This is a genomic window from Dactylosporangium salmoneum (genome assembly GCF_039532525.1).
Lineage (GTDB): Bacteria > Actinomycetota > Actinomycetes > Mycobacteriales > Micromonosporaceae > Dactylosporangium > Dactylosporangium salmoneum.
The window spans coordinates 70,080-91,061 of sequence record NZ_BAAARV010000061.1; the positions used below are offsets into that span (position 1 = coordinate 70,080).

Annotated in this window: 20 protein-coding genes; 8 read left to right on the forward strand and 12 right to left on the reverse strand. The window is 71.4% G+C overall.

Features of this window, described 5'->3' with window-relative positions; translation table 11 throughout:
• Window positions 1–702 carry an SDR family NAD(P)-dependent oxidoreductase gene (locus ABD352_RS31660; RefSeq protein ID WP_344616177.1) on the forward strand — a complete coding sequence of 234 codons (702 nt, stop codon included), beginning with the start codon at window positions 1–3 and terminating at the stop codon, window positions 700–702.
• Here ABD352_RS31660 and ABD352_RS31665 read toward each other — a convergent pair.
• Window positions 699–1,511 (reverse strand): alpha/beta fold hydrolase, encoded by an 813-nt coding sequence (locus ABD352_RS31665; protein WP_344616178.1) that lies wholly within the window; start codon window positions 1,509–1,511, stop codon window positions 699–701. The genes ABD352_RS31660 and ABD352_RS31665 overlap by 4 nt on opposite strands.
• 106 nt (window positions 1,512–1,617) lie before the next feature.
• On the opposite strand from ABD352_RS31665, the gene ABD352_RS31670 reads away from it, so the two are divergent.
• The gene (locus ABD352_RS31670) at window positions 1,618–3,123 is read left to right on the forward strand and encodes an aldehyde dehydrogenase family protein (protein WP_344616179.1); all 1,506 of its coding nucleotides are present in this window, start codon (window positions 1,618–1,620) and stop codon (window positions 3,121–3,123) included.
• Window positions 3,124–3,981: 858 nt separating this feature from the next.
• On the opposite strand, the gene nucS is transcribed toward ABD352_RS31670, so the two are convergent.
• The gene (nucS, locus tag ABD352_RS31675) at window positions 3,982–4,641 is read right to left on the reverse strand and encodes an endonuclease NucS (protein WP_344616180.1); all 660 of its coding nucleotides are present in this window, start codon (window positions 4,639–4,641) and stop codon (window positions 3,982–3,984) included.
• A gap of 50 nt (window positions 4,642–4,691) precedes the next feature.
• Here nucS and ABD352_RS31680 point away from each other — a divergent pair, with 50 nt between their 5' ends.
• The gene (locus ABD352_RS31680; RefSeq protein WP_344616181.1) at window positions 4,692–5,321 is read left to right on the forward strand and encodes a DUF4126 domain-containing protein; all 630 of its coding nucleotides are present in this window, start codon (window positions 4,692–4,694) and stop codon (window positions 5,319–5,321) included.
• Here the strand turns inward: ABD352_RS31680 and ABD352_RS31685 are convergent.
• Window positions 5,318–7,297, reverse strand: coding sequence for a protein meaA (locus ABD352_RS31685; protein ID WP_344616182.1), 1,980 nt, complete (start codon window positions 7,295–7,297; stop codon window positions 5,318–5,320). The genes ABD352_RS31680 and ABD352_RS31685 overlap by 4 nt on opposite strands.
• A gap of 70 nt (window positions 7,298–7,367) precedes the next feature.
• Between ABD352_RS31685 and ABD352_RS31690 the strand changes: the two genes are divergently transcribed.
• From ABD352_RS31690 to ABD352_RS31700, 3 genes are all read left to right on the forward strand, one after another.
• On the forward strand, window positions 7,368–8,210 hold the full coding sequence (locus ABD352_RS31690) for an ABC transporter ATP-binding protein (RefSeq protein ID WP_344616183.1): 843 nt from the start codon (window positions 7,368–7,370) through the stop codon (window positions 8,208–8,210).
• Window positions 8,207–8,992 carry an ABC transporter permease gene (locus ABD352_RS31695; RefSeq protein ID WP_344616184.1) on the forward strand — a complete coding sequence of 262 codons (786 nt, stop codon included), beginning with the start codon at window positions 8,207–8,209 and terminating at the stop codon, window positions 8,990–8,992. Before ABD352_RS31690 ends, ABD352_RS31695 begins: the two co-directional genes overlap by 4 nt.
• A gap of 137 nt (window positions 8,993–9,129) precedes the next feature.
• Window positions 9,130–11,289, forward strand: coding sequence for an ATP-binding protein (locus ABD352_RS31700; RefSeq protein WP_344616185.1), 2,160 nt, complete (start codon window positions 9,130–9,132; stop codon window positions 11,287–11,289).
• Here the strand turns inward: ABD352_RS31700 and ABD352_RS31705 are convergent.
• Window positions 11,274–12,125, reverse strand: coding sequence for a 3-hydroxyacyl-CoA dehydrogenase family protein (locus ABD352_RS31705; protein ID WP_344616186.1), 852 nt, complete (start codon window positions 12,123–12,125; stop codon window positions 11,274–11,276). The two genes, ABD352_RS31700 and ABD352_RS31705, sit on opposite strands and share 16 nt — an antisense overlap.
• Window positions 12,126–12,214: 89 nt before the next feature.
• On the opposite strand from ABD352_RS31705, the gene ABD352_RS31710 reads away from it, so the two are divergent.
• Entirely contained in the window at window positions 12,215–12,514 is a 300-nt protein-coding gene (locus ABD352_RS31710; protein WP_344616187.1) for a hypothetical protein, read from the forward strand.
• A gap of 139 nt (window positions 12,515–12,653) precedes the next feature.
• On the opposite strand, the gene murA is transcribed toward ABD352_RS31710, so the two are convergent.
• Window positions 12,654–13,937 (reverse strand): UDP-N-acetylglucosamine 1-carboxyvinyltransferase, encoded by a 1,284-nt coding sequence (gene murA / locus ABD352_RS31715; RefSeq protein ID WP_344616188.1) that lies wholly within the window; start codon window positions 13,935–13,937, stop codon window positions 12,654–12,656.
• Window positions 13,938–13,965: 28 nt separating this feature from the next.
• Between murA and ABD352_RS31720 the strand changes: the two genes are divergently transcribed.
• Window positions 13,966–14,544, forward strand: coding sequence for a cob(I)yrinic acid a,c-diamide adenosyltransferase (locus ABD352_RS31720; RefSeq protein WP_344616189.1), 579 nt, complete (start codon window positions 13,966–13,968; stop codon window positions 14,542–14,544).
• On the opposite strand, the gene ABD352_RS31725 is transcribed toward ABD352_RS31720, so the two are convergent.
• The 7 genes from ABD352_RS31725 to ABD352_RS31755 all read right to left on the reverse strand — a co-directional run bounded on the left by ABD352_RS31725 (window position 14,529) and on the right by ABD352_RS31755 (window position 20,959).
• A complete protein-coding gene (locus ABD352_RS31725; protein WP_344616190.1) occupies window positions 14,529–14,984 on the reverse strand; it encodes a DUF2550 domain-containing protein in 456 nt (151 codons plus the stop codon). The genes ABD352_RS31720 and ABD352_RS31725 overlap by 16 nt on opposite strands.
• Before the next feature lie 16 nt (window positions 14,985–15,000).
• Window positions 15,001–15,285: a F0F1 ATP synthase subunit epsilon gene (locus ABD352_RS31730; protein WP_344616191.1), complete on the reverse strand. Its 285-nt coding sequence runs from the start codon at window positions 15,283–15,285 to the stop codon at window positions 15,001–15,003.
• 268 nt (window positions 15,286–15,553) lie between these two features.
• The gene (gene atpD / locus ABD352_RS31735) at window positions 15,554–16,987 is read right to left on the reverse strand and encodes a F0F1 ATP synthase subunit beta (protein WP_344616192.1); all 1,434 of its coding nucleotides are present in this window, start codon (window positions 16,985–16,987) and stop codon (window positions 15,554–15,556) included.
• A complete protein-coding gene (locus ABD352_RS31740; protein ID WP_344616193.1) occupies window positions 16,987–17,913 on the reverse strand; it encodes a F0F1 ATP synthase subunit gamma in 927 nt (308 codons plus the stop codon). Before ABD352_RS31740 ends, atpD begins: the two co-directional genes overlap by 1 nt.
• Before the next feature lie 3 nt (window positions 17,914–17,916).
• Window positions 17,917–19,554: a F0F1 ATP synthase subunit alpha gene (gene atpA, locus ABD352_RS31745; protein WP_344616194.1), complete on the reverse strand. Its 1,638-nt coding sequence runs from the start codon at window positions 19,552–19,554 to the stop codon at window positions 17,917–17,919.
• 38 nt (window positions 19,555–19,592) lie between these two features.
• Complete coding sequence (locus tag ABD352_RS31750; protein ID WP_344616215.1) at window positions 19,593–20,414, reverse strand: F0F1 ATP synthase subunit delta; 822 nt, start codon at window positions 20,412–20,414, stop codon at window positions 19,593–19,595.
• Window positions 20,411–20,959: a F0F1 ATP synthase subunit B gene (locus ABD352_RS31755; protein WP_344616195.1), complete on the reverse strand. Its 549-nt coding sequence runs from the start codon at window positions 20,957–20,959 to the stop codon at window positions 20,411–20,413. The genes ABD352_RS31750 and ABD352_RS31755 overlap by 4 nt, the downstream gene beginning before the upstream one ends.
• Window positions 20,960–20,982: the final 23 nt, after the last annotated feature.

Sequence of the window (20,982 nt, forward strand, 5' to 3'; positions counted from 1 at the left end):
ATGCGTGCCGTCGTGATCACCGGGGTATCCCGCGGCCTGGGCGCCGCGCTCTTCGACGTGTCCATCGCCCGCGGTGACCGGGTCCTGGCGGTCGGCCGCCAGTTCTCCGCCGAACAGCAGCGGCTGCGCGACGAACGGCCTGGCGACGTCACACTGTTCTCCACCGACCTCGCCGACGCCCACTGGCTGCCCGACTACGACGTCATGCGCCCCTTCCTGCGCGACGCCGACGAGGCGGTGCTGATCCACAACGCGGCCGTGGTCGATCCGATCGGCGCGGTGGGTCGGCTCACCACGCAGGCGATCACCCACTCGATCGCGGTCAACCTCACCGCGCCGGCCGTGCTGACCAACTCGTTCCTGCGGGCCGCGCCCTCGGACGCCCGGTTGCGCCTGCTGTTCATCTCATCGGGCGCGGCGCACCGGATCATCGACGGCTGGGCGCTGTACTGCACCACGAAGGCCGCCGGCGAGACCTTCTTCGACGCCGTCGCCTCCCAGGTGCGCGACGATCCGCGCATCAGCGTGGCCAACATCGACCCGGGCCAGATGGACACCGGGATGCAGGGGAACATCCGCCGGGCCGCGGGCTCCGGCGCCTACTTCCCCGGCCAACAGCGCTGGCTCGATGCGCCCGCCGAGGGCCGGCTTGTCGACCCGCTGGTCGTCGCCGAGCGCATCATCAAGGAGCACGCGTCCTAGCCGAGGACTTCCCGCAGCCGCCGCGCGAACGGCGCGGCGTCGCCGAAGCCGCCGTGCCCGCCCGGGAAGACCTCGGCCGTCTTCTCCAGCCGCGCCGCCAGCTCCAGCCCGGCCCGGTTCGGCGGCTCGCCCGCGCTGGCCGACCCGACCGCCGGCACCACGCGCACCGGGAGCGAGCGCAGCCTGTCGAGGTCGGGCACGTAGGCGCCGAGCGGCGGAATCTCGGAGGCCACGAACGTCTCGAGGTTGCCGCCCATCCGGGCCGCGAACTCGGGCGACGGCGGGGTGCCCTGGGCGTTGTCGTCGCCGTGCATGTCCATGGCCGTGCGGAAGGTCTCCAGCGCGGGGCCGACGCCGCCGTCGCGGTACGCCTCGGCCACCTGCCCCATCACGGCGCGCCAGTGCTCGAGGTCGGGCAGCAGCTCGAACACGGGCGGCTCGTGCGCGACCACGGTGCGCAGCATCTCCGGGTGGCGGGTGGCCAGCTCGAGCGCGATCGTCGCCCCGGAGCTGTTGCCGAACACGTCGGCCGGCTCGTCCTCGGTCACGCCGACCGCGCCGAGGATGCGGTAGGCGTCGTCGGCCTGCTCCTCGACGATCAGCTGCGCCGGCGGCCCGGTGAGCGCGCTGCGCGAGTTGCCGCGCCGGTCGTAGGTGACCACGGTGCGCTCGGCGGCGAGCTCGTCGGCCAGGCCCGCGAAGCCCTCGGCGTCGTAGATGCCGCCGCAGATCAGCAGCAGGACGGGGCCTGAGCCGCGGACCTCGTAGTACAGCGTGGCGCCGGGGACGGAAAGCTTCTCGGTCTTCACGGATTCCTCCTCGGGGTTCGTGTACCCATCGGTCGGAGACGGACGCGGACGCTCGACAACGAATCTCGGCCTACTCGTGAGTAATCTCCGGGTTTACACTCGCGCCATGACCGCCACGCGAACTCCCGGCGTCCCCGCCATCGACGAGGGCTCGCTGATCTCGACCAACCCCGCCACGGGCGAGGAGGTCGGCCGGTTCCCGGTCGCCTCCCCCGATTCTGTCACCGAGGCGGTGACCCGCGCGCGTGACGCGGCCGCCTGGTGGGCCGGGCTCGGCTTCGACGGGCGCAAGCGCCGCCTGCTGGCGTTCCGCAGCGTGCTGACCAACCGGCTGGAGGAGCTGGCCGCGCTCATGCACCGCGAGGGCGGCAAGCCGCGGGCCGACGCGCTGGTCGAGGCGATCGCCGCGATCGACCACGTGGCCTGGGCCGCGCAGCACGCGCGCAAGGTGCTGGGCCGGCGTCGGGTGGGCAGCTCGATCCTGCTCAAGGAGCACGCGTCGTACCTGGAGTACCTGCCCTACGGCGTGATCGGCGTGATCGGGCCGTGGAACTACCCCATCCTCACCCCGATGGGCTCGATCGCCTACGCGCTGGCGGCGGGCAACGCGGTGGTGTTCAAGCCCAGCGAGTACACCCCGGCGGTCGGCCAGTGGTTCGTGGACCGCTTCGCCGAGATCGTCCCCGAGCACCCGGTGCTGCAGATCGTGCACGGCCTCGGCGACGTCGGCGCCGCCCTGTGCCGCAGCGGCGTGGACAAGATCGCGTTCACCGGCTCGACCGCGACGGGCAAGAAGGTCATGGCCGCCGCCGCCGAGTCCCTCACCCCGGTCCTGCTGGAGTGCGGCGGCAAGGACGCGATGATCGTCGCCGCCGACGCCGACCTCGACGCCGCCGCGGCCGCCTGCGTCTGGGGCGGCCTGACCAACGCCGGCCAGACCTGCGTGGGCATCGAGCGGGTCTACGTCGCCGACAAGGTCTTCGACGACTTCCTCAACCGCGTGGTGTCCCGGGCGGCCAAGCTCAGCGTCGGCGCCGAGCCCACCGACGACATCGGCCCGATCACCATGCCGTCGCAGATCGACATCATCCGCCGGCACATCGAGGACGCCCTGACCCGCGGCGGCCGCGCCGCGCTGGGCGGCGCCGAGGCGGTCCAGCCCCCGTTCGTCAGCCCCACCATCCTGGTCGACGTCCCGGAGGACTCGGCCGCGGTGCAGGAGGAGACCTTCGGCCCGACCCTGACCATCGCCCGCGTGCGCGACGCCGCGGAGGGCGTCCGCCTGGCCAACGCCACCGGCTACGGCCTGGGCGGCGCCATCTTCTCCCGCTCGCAGGGCCTGGACCTGGCCCGCCAGGTCCGCTCGGGCATGACCTCCATCAACTCGAGCCTGACCTTCGCGGGCATGCCGGCCCTGCCCTTCGGCGGCGTCGGCAACTCGGGCTTCGGCCGCATCCACGGCGCCGACGGCCTGCGCGAGTTCACCCGCCCGAAGGCGGTCGTGAAGCGCCGCGGCCCGACGGTCCTGGCCGCGATGACCTTCGACCGTACCGAGAAGACGATGCAGCAGATCGTGCGTGTGGTGCAGCTCGTGCACGGGCGCAGCAAGTAGGAAAACCCAATTGGCTCCGGCCCGTGCAACCAGGGGCCGTTGCTCCCGTCAGACACCGGTCGGCCCCTGGGGGGCCTCCCTGCCAGCTCCGTCGTGCCAAGAGCCGTCTCGTCGCCGGCCCGACGGGGCGGCGTGCGACGGGTCGCCGGCCGGGGCTGCCGGACGCCCCGGGCCGGGAACTCGCACGTCACGACGAGCCTTCCGGCGATGCCGCATGCCGACCGCACATCTCATCGCCGGCCAGACGGGCGGCGCTGCTGCGGGAGGCCGAGACCCGAACTCGCCCCGTCACGACGGGATGGGACGGCCATCGGCAGTGGCCGAGCCTCTCGCGGCCGCGGCGAGCCCGGCGAGACCAGCCGGGCCCACCGCCTACTCCGGCACTCGGCGAGCGCGCTCGGGCCCCGTGACGACGGGTTGCGGCGGCCATTGGCGGTGGCCGGGCCTCTCGCGGCGGTGGCGAGTCCACCGAAGGCCAGCCCGGCCCACCACCAGCTCCAGCGCTCGGCGAGCGTGTTCGGGCGATACCCGACATGTCGGGCGCTGGCGCGCCACGACATGTCGGATTTATACCTTGTCAGGCGACTTACACTGACCCAGGCGACACACGCGGCTCCATACAATTTGCGAAGTGCCGGGCGCTCTCTAGCTCAACATTTCGGACTTATGAGCCGCGGGGTATAAGTCCGATAAGTCGTGGCGCGCCAGCGCCCGACTTATCGTGATAAACACCGCGGGCCGAAGCACCCGGTGCTGCTCTTGGCACGGCGGAGCCGGCAGGGAGGCCCCCAGGGCCGACCGGTGTCTGACGGGAGCAACGGCGCGCAGGTTGCGCGGACCGGAGCCCAGCAAAAGCTCCTAGAAGAGCGTCAGCTCATCGCGCTCAATGCCCCGCAACGCGTTGTAGTCGAGCACCACACAACGAATGCCGCGATCCTCGGCCAGGACGCGGGCCTGGGGCTTGATCTCCTGGGCGGCGAAGATGCCGGCCACGGGGGCCAGCAGCGGGTCGCGGCCGAGCAGCTCCAGGTACCGGGTCAGCTGCTCGACGCCGTCGATCTCGCCGCGGCGCTTGATCTCGACGGCGACCGTGGCGCCGGCGCCGTCGCGGCAGAGGAGGTCGACCGGGCCGATGGCGGTCATGTACTCGCGGCGGATCAGCGTGAAGCCCTCGCCCAGGGTCTGCGGGGCGGCGGCGAGCAGCTCCTGCAGGTGCGCCTCCACGCCGTCCTTGACCAGGCCCGGGTCGACGCCCAGCTCGTGCGACGTGTCGTGCAGGATCTCCTCGATCGTGATCCGCAGCTCCTCGCCGGACTTGTTGACCACGCGCCACTGGCCCTCGGCCTCTTCCAGGCGGCACGGCGGGCTCATCCAGTTCAGCGGCTTGTACGCCCGGTCGTCGGCGTGGATCGAGATCGAGCCGTCGGCCTTGACGAGCAGCAGGCGGGTCGCGGGCGGGAGGTGGGCCGTGAGCCGGCCGATGTAATCGACCGAGCACTTGGCGATGACGAGACGCACGGCCGACAGCCTAACCTGTGCGACTGGCACCCCGATGTCATGCTGAAGGGGTGTTGGAGTCATTGACGGGTCTCGGGCTGGCCACATCGGCCGGGCTCAACGCCTACATCCCGCTGCTGGCGATCGGGGTGCTGGCGCGGTACACGGACCTCATCACCCTGCCGTCGAACTGGACCTGGATGGAGAACGGCTGGACGCTGACGATCGTCGCGGTCCTGCTGGCCATCGAGTTCGTCGCCGACAAGGTTCCGATGATCGACCATGTCAACGACGTCCTGCAGACCTTCGTCCGGCCGACCGCGGGCGGGCTCGCCTTCGGGGCCGCGTCCAGCTCGCAGACGGTGACGGTGAGCGATCCCGGGTCGTTCTTCAGCAGTCATCAGTGGGTGCCGATCGTGGTCGGCGGGCTGATATCGCTCGGGGTGCACGGCATGAAGGCGGCCACCCGGCCCGTGGTCAACGCCACCACGGTCGGGTTCGGCGCGCCGATCGTGAGCACGATCGAGGACTTCCTGAGCGTGGCGCTGTCGCTGGTGGCGATCGTGCTGCCGGTCGTCGTGCTGCTGTTCCTGTTGCTGATCTTCCTGGGTTTCGGCTGGCTCATGCGCCGGCGCAAGCGGCGCAAGGACGAGAAGGCCGCGGCGAAGTGGGCCGCGGCCCAGGGCTGGAGACCGAGCTAGACGGCCAGGTGGTGCGCCTCGCGGACGACGGTGACCAGCTCGTTCACCACGTCGGTGATGGCGAAGTCCTTCGGCGTGAAGACGCGGGCCACGCCCGACTCGCGCAGGGCGGCGGCGTCGCCGGGAGGGATGATGCCGCCCACCACGACCGGCAGGTCGGCCAGGCCCTCGGCGCGCAGGCCCTCCAGCACCGACGCCACGGCCGCCAGGTGGGACCCGGAGAGCACGGAGAGCCCGACCAGGTCGACGTCCTCCTCCACCGCGGCCGCCACGATCTGCGCCGGGGTGAGCCGGATGCCCTGGTAGACGACCTCGAAGCCGGCGTCGCGGGCGCGCACGGCGATCTGCTCGGCGCCGTTGGAGTGCCCGTCCAGGCCAGGCTTGCCGACCAGCATGCGCAGCCGGCCGGTGCCGAGGTCGCCGGCGGTGCGCCGGACCCGCTCGCGGACCCGCTCCAGGTCGCCGGCCGGGGCCGAGACCGCGGCGGCCAGGCCGGTCGGCGCGCGGTACTCCCCGAAGACCTCCCGCAGCGCCCCGGCCCACTCCCCCGTGGTCACGCCGGCCCGCACGCACTCCAGGGTCACGGCCATGAGGTTGTCCGAGCCCTGGGCCGCCTCCCGCAGCGCGGCCAGCGCGCCGGAGACATCGCCCCGCCCGGCCCGCCAGCGCCGGACCGACTCGGCCGCGGCCTGCTCGACCGCCGGGTCGATCTGCTCGATCGCGGCGGCGCCGGCCGCCATGAGCGGCGACGGCTCGGTCTCGGTGAACCTGTTCACGCCCACCACCACGTCGTCGCCGCGCTCCATCCGGGCCCGGCGCTCGGCCAGCGAGCCGACGAGGGCGCTCTTGAGGTAGCCGGACTCGACGGCGGCCACCACGCCGCCCATCTCCAGCACCCGGCCGAGCTCCTCGGTGGCGCCGGCCACGATGCCGTCGACCAGCCCGGTCATGACCTTCGAGCCGTCGAACAGGTCCGGGTACTCCAGCAGGTCCGACTCGAACGCGAGCACCTGCTGCATGCGCAGCGACCACTGCTGGTCCCACGGCCGCGGCAGCCCGAGCGCCTCGTTCCAGGCCGGCAGCTGCACGGCCCGGGCCCGCGCGTCGCGCGACAGCGTCACGCCGAGCATCTCCAGCACGATGCGCTGCACGTTGTTCTCCGGCTGGGCCTCGGTGAGGCCGAGCGAGTTGACCTGCACCCCGTAGCGGAACCGGCGGGCCGACGGGTCGTCCACGCCGTAGCGCTCCAGGGTGAGCCGGTCCCACATCGCCGTGAACGCGCGCATCTTCGCGGTCTCCTCGACGAAGCGCACCGAGGCGTTGACGAAGAAGGAAATTCGCGCCACCACGGCGGCGAAGCGCTCGGGCGGCACCTGGCCCGAGTCGCGCACCGCGTCGAGCACGGCGATCGCGGTGGCGAGCGCGAAGGCGACCTCCTGCACCGGCGTCGCGCCCGCCTCCTGCAGGTGGTACGAGCAGATGTTGACCGGGTTCCACTTCGGACAGTTGGCCACGGTCCAGGCGATGGTGTCCGTGGTCAGGCGCAGCGACGGGCCGGGCGGGAAGATGTGGGTGCCCCGGGACAGGTACTCCTTGACGATGTCGTTCTGGGTGGTGCCGGCCAGCCGCTCCAGCGCCACGCCCTGTTCCTGGGCGCAGGTGACGTACAACCCGAGCAGCCACATCGCCGTGGCGTTGATCGTCATCGAGGTGTTGGCCCGGTCGAGGTCGATGCCGTCGAACAGGGTCCGCATGTCCCCGAGGTGGGCCACCGGCACGCCGACCCGCCCGACCTCCCCCTTGGCCAGCTCGGCGTCCGGGTCGTAGCCGGTCTGCGTCGGCAGGTCGAAGGCGACCGACAGCCCCGTCTGGCCCTTGGCCAGGTTGCGCCGGTAGAGCGCGTTGGACGCGGCGGCCGAGGAGTGGCCGGCGTAGGTGCGCATGACCCAGGGTCGGTCCCGCTCGGGAAGCCTCATGGCGAAAACCCTACTGAACGGTAATTAGTGGTAGGCGGTGAAAGTTGTCACCGGTTCTATAGTGGGCGCCGTGACGGATGCGATCACGGTGCGCGGCCTCCACAAGGCGTACGGCAAGCATGTCGCCGTCGGCGGTGTGGACCTCGACGTGCGCGCCGGCGAGATCTTCGCCCTCCTGGGCCCCAACGGCGCCGGCAAGACGACGACGGTGGAGATCCTCGAGGGCTTCCGCAAGCGCACCTCCGGCGAGGTCACGGTGCTCGGCACCGACCCGCAGGCGGCCGGCGCGGACTGGCGGGCCAGGGTCGGCGTGGTGCTGCAGAGCACCGGCGAGTTCGACGACCTGACCGCCCGCGAGGTGCTGCAGCACTTCGCCACCTACTACCCGTCCGCGGCCGACCCCGACGAGATCATCGCCCGGGTCGGCCTGGCCGAGCACCAGGACCGGCGCACCCGGCGCCTCTCCGGCGGCCAGAAGCGCCGCCTCGACGTGGCCCTGGGCATCATCGGCCGGCCTGAGCTGCTCTTCCTGGACGAGCCGACGACCGGGTTCGACCCCGAGGCCCGCCGCGAGTTCTGGGGCCTGATCCGCGAGCTCGCCGCCACCGGCACCACGATCCTGCTCACCACGCACTACCTGGAGGAGGCCGAGGCACTGGCCGACCGGGTGGGCGTGCTGACCGGCGGCCGGCTCATCGCCGTGGACACCCCCGACCGGCTCGGCGGGCGCGGCGAGGGCGAGGCCACCGTCGGCTGGCTCGGCCCCGACGGCCCGGCCACCGAGAGCACGGCCGCCCCGACCGTGCTCGTGGCTCGCCTCGCCGAGCAGTTCGGCGGCGAGATCCCCGGCCTCACCGTGACCCGACCCAGCCTCGAGGACGTGTACCTGCGGATGATCGGCGCCGGCGAATGAACACCCTGCGGCTCGGGCTCCTGCGCGGCGGCCTGGAGATCAAGCAGTTCCTGCGCAGCCGCGAGTCGGTGGTCTTCACCCTCGCCTTCCCGCTCATCCTGCTGACCGTCTTCGGCTCGGTCTTCGGCGGCGAGATCGCGCCCGGGGTGACCTTCACGCAGTACTTCGCGGCCGGCATGATCGCCGCCGGCCTGCTCTCCACCGGCTTCCAGGCCCTGGCCATCCAGATCCCGATGGAGCGCGAGAAGGGCATCCTCAAGCGGCTGCGCGGCACCCCGATGCCCCGCGCGGCGTACTTCGTCGGCAAGGTCGTCATGGTCCTGGCCATCGGCCTCGTGGAGACCGTGCTGCTGGTCGCGGTGGCCGCGCTCTTCTTCGGCGTCAAGCTGCCCTCGACCGCCGGGCGCTGGCTGACCTTCGGCTGGGTCGCGCTGCTGGGCATCGCCGCCTGCACGCTGTGCGGGATCGCCTTCTCGTCGCTGGCCCGCTCGGGCCGCAGCGGCCCGGCCGTGGTGACCCCGGTGGCCATCGTGCTGCAGTTCATCTCGGGCGTGTTCTTCCAGTACTCGGACCTGCCCTCGTGGATGCGCGGGCTCGCCTCGGTCTTCCCGCTGAAGTGGATGACCCAGGGCATGCGCTCGGTCTTCCTGCCGGACTCGTTCGCGCCCCAGGAGACCTCACACGCGTGGCAGCACGGCACGATCGCGCTGGTCCTCGGCGCCTGGATCGTGGCCGCCCTGGTCCTGTGCCTGCTCACGTTCCGCTGGACCGAACGGGACTAAATTCTTTTAGGACTCAGGTCCGCCCAACCAGGGCACCGTTGCTCCCGTCAGACAACGGGAGGCCCTGGGGGGCCTCCCTGCCAGCTCCGTTGTGCCAAGTGCCTCAGGCCCCAGGGATCACGGCCGATCAGGTTTGGGTGACGGGTCGGCTACGAAGAGCGGTCCGCCAGGTCGGCACGGCCTCCGTCCTGGCGATCGCCGTGGTGCTCGTCCTCGGCCTCGGCGCCTCCTGGCAGGCCGCCTCGTCCATCCGCCACGGCCAGCACGAGCGGGCCCAGGCCGTCCTGGAGCGGGCCGCCAGCCTGTCCGAGGCCGCCGTCGGCAGTGAGGTCCACCGCTACCTCGACACCCTGCGCACCGTCGCCGCCGCCGTCGGCTCGCACGACCAGCTCACCGCCGACGACTTCGCCGCCATCACCGCGCCCCTGCGCCAGGCCGGCCTGGTCGGCGCCTCGTCGCTGGTGTACCTGGTCGCGGCCGACGACGCGCGGCTCCCGGCGGTCCAGCAGTACTGGCGCCAGCGCGGCCTGCCCGGCCTCGAGCTGCGCCCCGACGGCGCCGCCCGCGAGCACCTGTTCACGATCTTCACCCGGACCCTGGACCTCAGCACGCCGCTGGCCCCCGGCACCGACCTGTCCCAGGTCGCCGAGCCGACCGCGGCGATGTACGAGGCGCGGCGCTCTGCTCAGCCGGCGGTCTCCGACACGTACGTGCTGCTGCGCGACCGCGGCCTGGCCCCGGAGGTCCAGCAGATGTCGTTCCTGCTGGCCGCGCCCGCCTACGGCGACCCCACCGCGGACGGGCAGCACGAGTTCAAGGGCTGGGTGGTGCTCGGCCTGCGCGGCCAGGACTTCGTCGGCGGGGTGCTCAGCCGGGCCACCCAGGGCCAGGCCAACGCCGAGCTGTGGGCGCAGAACGGCAGCGGCCAGGCGGCCCGGGTGGCCGCCCTGCGCCAGCCCGGCGAGCCCGACCTGCACCGCGACGTGGAGGTCACCATCGCCAACCGGCAGTGGCGGCTGGCCATCTCGGCCGACTCCGCCCGCCTCGGCGGCTCGGCCCCGCAGCTGCCGCTGCTGGTCGGGCTCGGCGGCACCGGCCTCACGCTGCTGGTGTGCGGGATGCTGTGGGCCCTGGCCGGCGGGCGGGGGCGGGCCGAGGCCCGGGTGGTGACCGCCACCGCGGGGCTGCGCCAGGCCGAGCGCGAGGCCAGCCACCAGGTCGCGCTGCTCAACGGCATCCTGGACCGGATCAGCGACGGCGTCGGCGTGATCGACGAGACCGGCGCGTTCCTGGTGCACAACCCGGCGGCCAAGGAGATGCTCGGCCGCACGCTGGACCCCGACAGCGCGGAGCAGTGGCAGGAGCACTACGGCATGTTCCGGCCCGACGGCACCACCCCGTTCCCGACCGAGGACATGCCGCTGGTGCGCGCCCTGGCCGGCGAGTCGACCGACCGGGTCGAGATGGTCATCCGCAACCCGGACCGCCCCGAGGGCCTCCTGCTGTCCGTGAGCGGCCGCCCGCTGGAGGCCGGCGGCCGGCGCGGCGCGATCGCGGTGTTCCACGACATCACCGAGGCCCGCGAGCGCGAGGCCGACCTCACCGCGTTCGCCGGCATCGTCGCGCACGACCTCAAGAACCCGCTGACGGTGATCGGCGCGCACGCCGAGATGGCCCGCGACGCGCTGCCGGACCGCCCGGAGCAGGCGGCGGACAGCCTCGACCGGGTCGGCGCCGGCGTGGTGCGGATGCGCCGGCTCATCGACGACCTGCTGGCCTACGTCACCGCCCGCGACGCCGCCCTGAAGACCTGCGAGGTCGACCTGGCCGAGCTGGTCGCCGACGTCGTGGGCGAGCGGGTCAACCACCTGCGGACCCGGCCGGACGTTTACGTGGGCGCCCTGCCCCGGGTGCTCGCCGACCCGGCCATGCTCCGGCACGTGCTGGACAACCTGGTCGGCAACGCGCTGAAGTACGTCCACCCCGGCCGCGTCCCGAAGGTCGACATCAGCGCCGGCCCCGCCGGCGAGGGGTGGGTCCGCGTCGAGGTCGCCGACCGCGGGATCGGCATCCCCGACGAGGACAAGCCGCACGTCTTCGAGTCGTTCCACCGCGCGCACGCCGGCCAGTCCTACGGCGGCACGGGCCTCGGCCTGGCCATCTGCCGCCGGATCGTGGACCGCCACGGGGGCACCATCGCGGTCACCGACAACCCGGGCGGCGGCAGCCGGTTCAGCTTCACCGTCCCCGCCGCCCCGGCCCTCGCCCCCGCGGCCTCATCTCACGAGTACGTGTAGAAGCCCTTCCCGGTCTTACGGCCCAGGTCCCCGGCCACGACCATGCGGGCCAGCAGCTCCGGCGGGAAGAACTTCGCGTCGTCGGTGTCGGTGTGGATGTTCTTGGCCGCGTGGTAGAGCACGTCCACCCCGGTCAGGTCGGTCGTGGCCAGCGGCCCCATCGCGTGGCCGAAACCGAGCTTGCAGGCCAGGTCCAGGTCCTCGGCGCTCACCACGCCGCTCTCCACCAGCTGGACCGCCTCGACGACCAGCGCCGCGATGAGCCGGGTGGTGACGAACCCGGCGACGTCCCGGTTCACCACGATGCAGGTCTTGCCGATCTCCTCGGCGAACGCCCGCACGGTGGCCAGCGCGGCGTCGCTCGTCTTGTACCCGCGCACGAGCTCGCACAGCTTCATGACCGGCACCGGCGAGAAGAAGTGCGTGCCGACGACCTGCTCGGGCCGCTCGGTCGCGGTCGCGATCTGGGTCACCGGGATCGCCGAGGTGTTGGTCGCCAGCACCGCGTCGGCCTTGCAGATCTTGTCCAGCGCCCGGAACACCTCGTGCTTGACGTCGAGCCGCTCGAACACCGCCTCGACGACGATGTCGGCCTCCGCCGCCGCGTCGAGATCGGTGGTCGGGTGGATGCGCCCGAGCGTCGCCTCCACGTCCTCGGCCGCGATCGCCCCCTTGCTCGCGAACTTCTCGAGACTGGCCCGGATGCCGGCCAGGCCCCGCGCGGTCGCCTCGTCGTTCAGGTCCCGCAGCGTCACCTCCCACCCGGCCTGCGCGGCGACCTGGGCGATGCCCGCCCCCATGAGCCCCGCCCCGATGACCGCAAGACGACCCGCCATAGCTGCTTCCCGTTCCCTTCCACGCCGTCGTGAATGCTGTTGACCATATCCGCCTCCGCGACGTGATCATGCGGTGGCAGACTGTCATCGTGCCCCTCATGTACCTCGCGGGATGGGCCGTCTCGGCCGGAGTGCTCGCCGCGCTGCTGCTCATCATCCGCCTGCTGAAGTACGGCAGCCCGCTCCCGCCCCATACCCCGGCGGCGACCGACTACGGCCTGCTGCGCTCGGTCTCGATGGTCGGCGACCTGGCCTTCGCCCGCGAGGTCCGCGAACGGCTGCGCACCAACGGCGTGCGCGCCACCCTGGCCACCGGGCCGGACGGCATGGTGCGAATCCTGGTCTTCGCCGACGAGCTGGACCACGCCCGCCGCCTGATCAACTCCTGACCGGCACTCCGGCGAACCAGCGCAATGACGAAAAGTCGGGCGCTCCGCGCCGCGACTTTTCGGACTTATAACCCGGCAGGCGAAAAGTTCGATGCATCCTGAATCAGCCGGGATTCGGGATGCATCGGACCTCAGCGATCTAGAAGTCGAACTGGTCCGGCGGGGCCACCGCGCGCTCCACGTGGACGCCGAGCGCGCGCAGGTCCGACTCGAAGCTCGGGTAGCCCCGGTCGATGTGGTGCACGTGCCGGACCTCGGTCACGCCGTCCGCGCACAGCCCCGCGATGGCCAGCCCCGCCCCCGCGCGGATGTCCGTCGCCGTCACCGGGGCGCCCGAGAGCCGGTCCTTGCCGCGGACCACGGCGTGGTGGCCGTCGGTGCGGATGTCGGCGCCCAGCCGGGACATCTCGTTGATGAACATGAACCGGCCGTCGAAGATGTTCTCCGTCACCAGCGAGGAGCCCTCGCTCACCGCGGCCAGGCCGACCGCCATCGGCAGCAGGTCGGTGGCGAAGCCCGGGAAGGGCAGGGTGACCACGTCGACGGCCTTCGGGCGGGTCGGCATCACCACGCGGAAGGAGTCCGCGGTGGTGCTCACGTCGCCGCCGGCGGTCACCACCTTGTCGAGGGCGATCTCCAGGAACGCCGGGTCGATGCCGTGGACCGTCACGTCGCCGCGGGTCATGGCGGCGGCGAAGGCCCAGGTGCCGGCCACGATGCGGTCGCCCACCGTGCGGTGCTCGACCGGGCGCAGCTCCGGCACGCCCTGGATGACCAGGCGCGAGGAGCCGGCGCCCTGGATGTCGGCGCCCATGTCGGTGAGCATGCGGCAGATGTCGACGATCTCGGGCTCGCGGGCCGCGTTGTCGATCTCGGTCCGGCCGCCCGCCAGGACGGCGGCCATGAGGAGGTTCTCGGTGGCGCCGACGCTGGGGAAGTCCAGCCAGATCGTGGCGCCGTGCAGCTTCGGGGCGGTGGCGATCACGAAGCCGTGCTCGCCGGAGATGTCGGCACCCATCCGGCGCAGGCCCTCGACGTGCATGTCCAGGCCGCGGGAGCCGATCGCGTCGCCGCCGGGGTGGGCGACGCGCACGTGGCCGCGGCGGGCCAGCAGCGGGCCCAGCACGCAGATCGAGGCGCGCAGGCGGCGCACCAGGTCGTAGTCGGCCTCGGTGCCGAGCTCCTCGGGCACGTCGATGACCACGCGGTCCTCGTCCTGCTCGACCTCGCAGCCCAGGCGGCGCAGCACCTCCGCCATGATGGCGATGTCGGTGATGCGCGGAACGTTCGTCAGCACGGTGCGCCCGGTGGCCAGCAGCGCCGCCGCCATCAGCTTCAGGGCCGAGTTCTTGGCGCCGACCACCGACACGTCGCCGGCCAGCCGGGCCCCACCCTCAACACGGATCACGTCCACGTCCGTCATCGTAGGGGGGTTCCGTACCGTGGAGACCATGGCCATTCACCTCACGCGCATCTACACGAAGACCGGAGACACCGGCACGACAGGACTGGGGGACTTCACGCGGGTGTCCAAGACGGACCCGCGGATCGTCGCGTACGCCGACGTCGACGAGGCCAACGCCGCGATCGGCGTCGCGCTGGCGATGGGTGCGCTGGACGAGCGGGTCGCGGCGGTCCTGCGGGCCGTCCAGAACGATCTGTTCGACGTCGGCGCGGACCTGTGCAACCCGGTCGTCGCCGAGCCGGCCCACCCGCCGCTGCGGGTCACCGCCGGCCAGGTCGAGCGGCTGGAAGGGTGGTGCGACGAGTTCAACGAGACGCTGCCAAAGCTGGACTCCTTCATCCTGCCCGGCGGTACCCCCGGCGCGGCCTTCCTACACGTGGCCCGCACGGTCACTCGCCGGGCGGAGCGCAGCGCTTGGGCATTGTGGGAGGTCGACGCGGCGCGCACCAGCGAGGTGGCGCTGCAGTACTTGAACCGGCTCTCGGACCTGCTCTTCATCCTGTGCCGCACGGCCAACCCCGGCGGCGACGTGAAGTGGGTGCCAGGAGGTCAGCCCGCCTTGTAGCGGTACGGGCGCGTCTCGGGCGTGGACTCCCCCGGCGGCGCCGCCTCCACCCAGGACAGGAAGCCGGTCAGCGCCCGCTCGGCCATCGCGATCTCGACGGGCGCCTGCCGGCTGACGCACCGCACGATCACCCAGTCCGGCGGCAGCACGAGCAGCTCCGCGGCGTCGGGCGTGCGGCGGCGATCAACGGCGAGCCCGCGGCGCGACAGAACGCGGCGCGGGCCCGGCCAGAAGCTGAAGATGCGATACCACCGCAGGTCGTCCCCGGCGAACCGGGCGAGGCCGGCGGACCAGCCGCGGCCCGGGAGGATGGTGCTCAGCCGGACGCCGAGCTCGATCGTGCCACCCTGCCGGGCGATGATGACGCGGCGCAGGAACAGCACCGCGAGAGCGAAGAGCAGGATCAGAACGCCGATGCCGATGCCCTCGACGATCCTCACCTTCGCCGCCCGGTCGTCAGTGCTTGACTGCGTTGGTGGACGCGGGGGTGCAGCTCTCGGCGAGGACTGTCACCCCGGTGCCGGTGACGGAGATGAACCCGCCGGCCACGTCGTAGGCGAGTTCCTGACCGCCCTGCTTGATGCGCACCTGGCCCTCTTCGGCCAGCTGCCCGAGGAGCGGCTCGTGGCCGTACAGGACGCCGAGCTCACCCTCGGTGGTGCGTGCGACCAGCATGTCCGCGTCGCCGGACCAGACTTTCTCCTCGACGGCTACGAGCTCAACATGCAGCTGCCTCGCCACGCTAGTTACTCCTCGTGTGCGCGATTCGGTTTGGCCGAGTCTAGTCAATGATCCGACGCGCCGAGCAGTGGGCCTCACCACGTTGGCACACATGGGGAGCGGCCGCGGCGGCGGCGAGTACGGATCGGAACGTTGAACACTTCAGAGCGTGACGCACGTCACCGCCCGCCGAAGTGCCTTTGCCGAAAAATTCAGGTGATCGAAGGAAACAAGAAGGCGCGCCGCTCGGGTGAGTGACGCGCCTTCCCGAAGTACCGCAGAGAAAAAATCAGTCGTTCATGAGCTTGTGCGCGTTGCGCTCGAGGTCCTCGAGGCCGCCACACATGAAGAAGGCCTGCTCGGGGAAGTGGTCGTACTCGCCCTCGCTGATCTTCTTGAAGGACTCGATCGTCTCCTTCAGCGGAACCGTCGAGCCCGCGACGCCGGTGAACTGCTCGGCGGCGTAGGTGTTCTGCGACAGGAACCGCTCGATGCGCCGCGCCCGGCCGACCGTCACCTTGTCCTCTTCGGACAGCTCGTCCATACCGAGGATGGCGATGATGTCCTGCAGGTCCTTGTACTTCTGCAGGATCCGCTGCACCTCGCGGGCGACCGCGTAGTGCTCGGCGCCGACGAACTCCGGCGCGAGAATGCGCGAGGAGGACGCCAGCGGGTCGACGGCCGGGTAGATGCCCTTGTCCGAGATCGACCGCTCGAGGTTGGTCGTCGCGTCCAGGTGGGCGAACGTGGTGGCCGGCGCCGGGTCGGTGTAGTCGTCGGCGGGCACGTAGATCGCCTGGAGCGAGGTGATGGCCTTGCCCCGCACGGAGGTGATGCGCTCCTGCAGCTGACCCATCTCGTCGGCCAGGGTCGGCTGGTAACCAACGGCCGAGGGCATGCGGCCCAGCAGCGTGGAGACCTCGGAGCCGGCCTGGGTGAACCGGAAGATGTTGTCGATGAAGAGCAGCACCTCCTGGTTCTGCACGTCGCGGAAGTACTCCGCCATGGTCAGCGCGGCCAGCGCGACCCGCAGACGGGTGCCCGGGGGCTCGTCCATCTGGCCGAAGACCAGGGCGGTCTTGTCCAGAACGCCGCCCTCGGCCATCTCCAGGATGAGGTCGTTGCCCTCACGGGTGCGCTCACCCACGCCGGCGAACACCGACGTACCGCCGAAGTTGCGGGCGACACGGATGATCATCTCCTGGATGAGCACCGTCTTGCCCACGCCGGCACCGCCGAACAGGCCGATCTTGCCACCGCGCACGTACGGCGCGAGCAGGTCGAGCACCTTGATGCCGGTCTCCAGCATCTCGGTCTTGGGCTCCAGCTCGGCGAACGCGGGCGCCGGGCGGTGGATCTCCCAGCGCTCGTTGATCTCCAGCTTCGAGGCGTCGGCGTTGAGCACGTCGCCCAGGGCGTTGAACACGTGGCCCTTGGTCACGTCGCCGACCGGCACCGAGATGCCCGCGCCGGTGTCGTGGACCTTGGTGCCGCGGACCAGGCCGTCGGTCGGCTGCATGGAGATCGCGCGCACCATGTTGTCGCCGAGGTGCTGCGCGACCTCGAGCGTCAGCGTCTTGGTGCCCTCGGAGAGGGTCACCTCGACGTGGAGCGCGTTGTAGATGTCGGGCATGGCGTCACGCGGGAACTCGGCGTCGACGACCGGGCCGATGACCCGGACCACGCGGCCGACCGCGGTCTTCGTGTCTGCTGGTGCAGTCATCACACATCACTTCCCGCCGCCGCCAGCGCGTTGGCGCCGCCGACGATCTCACTGATTTCCTGGGTGATCGCCGCCTGCCGCGCGGAGTTCATCTCGCGCGTGTACCGCTTCAGCAGGTCGTCGGCGTTGTCGGAGGCGCTCTTCATGGCGCGCCGGCGGGCGGCCGACTCGCTGGCCGCGGAGTCCAGCAACGCCGCGAAGATACGCGTGTTGATGTACTTCGGCAGCAGGGCCTCGAGCAGCGCCTCGGCCTCCGGCTCGAACTCGTAGGCCGGCAGCGGCCCGCTCACCTCTTGCTCCTCGACCTCCATCGGCGCGACGATCCGCGCGATGGGGCTCTGGGTCATCAGGGAGCGGAACTGCGTGTGGACCATGTAGAGCTCGTCGATGCCGAGCACGCCGTCGGGGCCCGGGCCGTCGACCGAGTCGTCGGCGCCGTTGACGAAGGCCTGGATGAGCGTCTCGCCGATCTCGGCCGCGTTGTCGTACCGCGGCTGCTCGGAGAAGCCCGTCCAGCTGCCGGCGATCTCGCGCCCGCGGAAGCGGTAGTACGTCACGCCCTTACGCCCGGAGATGTACAGCGCCACCTGCTTGCCGTCCTGGCGCAGCCGGGAGATCAGCTGCTCCGCGGTGCGGATCGCGTTGGCGTTGTACCCGCCGCACAGGCCGCGGTCGCTGGTGACCAGCAGAACGCCGGCCCGGCGGACCGGGCTGCGCGGCACCAGCAGCGGGTGGTCGACGTTCGCGTTGCTCGCCAGTGCCGTCAGCACGCCCGTGATCGCCTCGGCGTACGGCAGCGAAGCGGCGACCCGCTCCTGCGCCTTGCCGATGCGGCTCGTGGCGACGAGCTCCTGCGCCTTGGTGATCTTCTTGGTCGACTTGACCGTGCGGATCCTGCGGCGCAGTGCCTGTACCTGACCGGCCATGCGTCAGCCCGACTTCCGGACCTGGCGGGTGACGGTCTCGCGGCTCTGCTCGCCCTGCAGCGCCTTGGCCGGCGCCTCGTTGACGTGCAGGTCGTCGGCCTTGGCAGAGAAGCTCTGCTTGAAGCTCTTGACCGCCTCGGTCAGCCCGGCGACGGTGTCGTCCTCGAGCAGCCGGGTCTCGGCGATGGTGATCAGCAGCTCCTTGCGGTTGGACCGCAGGTACTGCAGGAACTCCGACTCGAACCGCCGGACGTCGCTCACCGGGATGTCGTCGAGCTGGCCCGTGGTGCCGGCCCAGATCGAGACGACCTCCTCCTCGACCGAGAACGGCGAGTACTGCGGCTGCTTGAGCAGCTCGACCAGGCGGGCGCCCTTCTCCAGCTGCGCGCGGGAGGCCTTGTCCAGGTCGGAGGCGAAGGCGGAGAACGCCTCCAGCTCGCGGTACTGGGCCAGGTCCAGCCGCAGGCGGCCGGCGACCGAGCGCATGGCCTTGACCTGGGCCGAGCCGCCGACCCGCGACACCGAGGTGCCGACGTTGATGGCCGGGCGGACACCCTGGTTGAACAGGTCCGACTCCAGGAAGATCTGGCCGTCGGTGATGGAGATGACGTTCGTCGGGATGTACGCCGAGATGTCGTTCGCCTTGGTCTCGATGATCGGCAGGCCGGTCATCGAGCCGCCGCCGAGCTCCTCGGAGAGCTTGGCGCAGCGCTCCAGCAGCCGCGAGTGCAAGTAGAAGACGTCACCCGGGTAGGCCTCGCGGCCCGGCGGGCGGCGCAGCAGCAGCGACACGGCGCGGTACGCCTCGGCCTGCTTGGTCAGGTCGTCGAAGACGATCAGGACGTGCTTGCCGCCGTACATCCAGTGCTGGCCGATGGCCGAGCCGGCGTAGGGGGCGAGGTACTTGAAGCCGGCCGGGTCGGACGCCGGGGAGGCGACGATGGTGGTGTACTCCATCGCGCCCTGCTCCTCCAGGATGCCGCGGGTGGCGGCGATCGTGGAGGCCTTCTGACCGATGGCCACGTAGATGCAGCGGACCTGCTTCTTCGGGTCGCCGGACTTCCAGTTGTCGCGCTGGTTGATGATCGTGTCGAGCGCGACCGTGGTCTTACCGGTCTTGCGGTCGCCGATGATCAGCTGGCGCTGGCCGCGGCCGATGGCGGTCATGGCGTCGATCGCCTTGATGCCGGTCTGCAGCGGCTCCTTGACGGGCTGGCGGGCCATGACGTTCGGGGCCTGCAGCTCGAGCTCGCGGAAGCCCTCGTTCGGGATGTCGCCGCGGTCGTCGATCGGCTCGCCGAGCGGGTTGACCACGCGGCCCAGGAAGGCGTCGCCGACCGGGACCGAGAGAACGCGGCCGGTCCGCTTGACCTGCTGGCCCTCCTCGATGCCCTCGAAGTTGCCGAGGACGACGACGCCGATCTCGCGGACGTCGAGGTTGAGCGAGACGCCGAGCGTGCCGTCCTCGAACTCGAGCAGTTCGTTGGCCATCGTCGAGGGCAGGCCCTCGACCTGGGCGATACCGTCGCCGGCGTACGAGACGACGCCGACCTCCTCGCGGGAGATCTTTGAGTCAACGGACGAGACGTAGCGCTCGAGTGCGCCCCGAATGTCGTCCGAGGAGATGGTCAGCTCGGCCATCCTCAACCTTCTATCTGGAGTATCAAGCTTCGGGGTAATTACTTCGCGAGCGCCGTCTTCGCCTCGGCGAGGCGACGGGCGACTGTGCCGTCGTAGAGGTCGGAGCCGACCTTGACCCGGACGCCTCCGATGATGCGCGGATCGACGTCGACCTTGAGGGAGACATCTCGACCGTACAACTCGGCCAGACGCGCAGCCAGGCGCTGCTCCTCCGCGTCGCTCAGCGCGACGGCGGTGGTCACGTACGCCACCGACCGGTCCCGCTTCGCGGCGGCCAGCTCGACCAGGCGGGTCAGCGAGGTGTCGAAGCCCCGGCCGCCGAAGCCGGCGGTCGCGAGCTGCGCGAGGCTGAGCGTCGCCGGCTTGACCTTGCCCTTGAGCAGGTCCCGGATCAGCTCGTTGCGGTCGGCCACGGGCGCGGTGGAGTCGCTCAGCGCACCGGACAGGCGGGGGTCGCCGGCCACGATCTGGCTGAACCGGAAGAGCTCGTCCTCCACGTCGGCCAGCTCGCCGCCGCGGTCCGCCGCGGAGAGCAGCGCGTCCACGCCGAGCCGCTCCGCGCCGTCGAGCAGCGCGCCCGGCCCGGACCAGCGCCCGGAGACGAGCGCGGCCAGCAGGTCGACCGTCTCGGCGCGGACCTTGCCGGCGAGGATCGAGCGGATCAGCTCCGCCCGCTCCCCGGCCGGGCGGGCCGGATCGGCCAGCGCCCGGCGCAGCCGCGGCTCGCGCCGCAGCAGGCCCGCCACCGCGAGGATCTCCTCCGCGACGGTGGCGATGCCCGCAACGTCAGCGCTCGCCGAGAACTCGGCGAGCTTGTCGGAAGCGGCCCCGTAGGCCTCGCGGTTGGTGGTGTCCATCAGCGCCGCCCGCCGGTGCCGACACCGGCACCGCCGTCTTCGCCGATCTCCGCGAGGAACCGCTCGACCGTGCCACGACGGCGGGCCTCCTCCTCGAGGGACTCCCCGACGATGCGACCGGCCAGGTCCACCGCGAGCGAGCCGATCTCGGCCCGCAGCTGGCGGACGATGGTCTGCCGCTCGGTCTGCAGGGCGTCGCGCCCCGCGGCGATGATGCGGTCGCTCTCCTCGCGGGCCTTGGCGAGGATGTCCTCGCGGATGCCCGCGGCGTCGGCGCGCGCCTCGTCACGGATACGGGCCGCCTCGGTGCGCGCCTCGGCCAGCTGCTCCTTGTACTGCTGGAGCAGCTGGTTGGCCTCGGCCTGCGCCTCCTCGGCGCGCTTGATGCCGCCCTCGATCGCGTCCACGCGCGCCCGGAAGGTCTCCTCCATGCGCGGGAAGACGAACTTCATGAGCACGAAGCAGAGGATCAGGAAGGCGATGCCGCCGACCACGATCTCCTGCCAGATCGGGATGATCGGGTTGTGCTCTTCAGCCAAGATGAGCATGGGAAACCTCCCGGCTTGTGTCG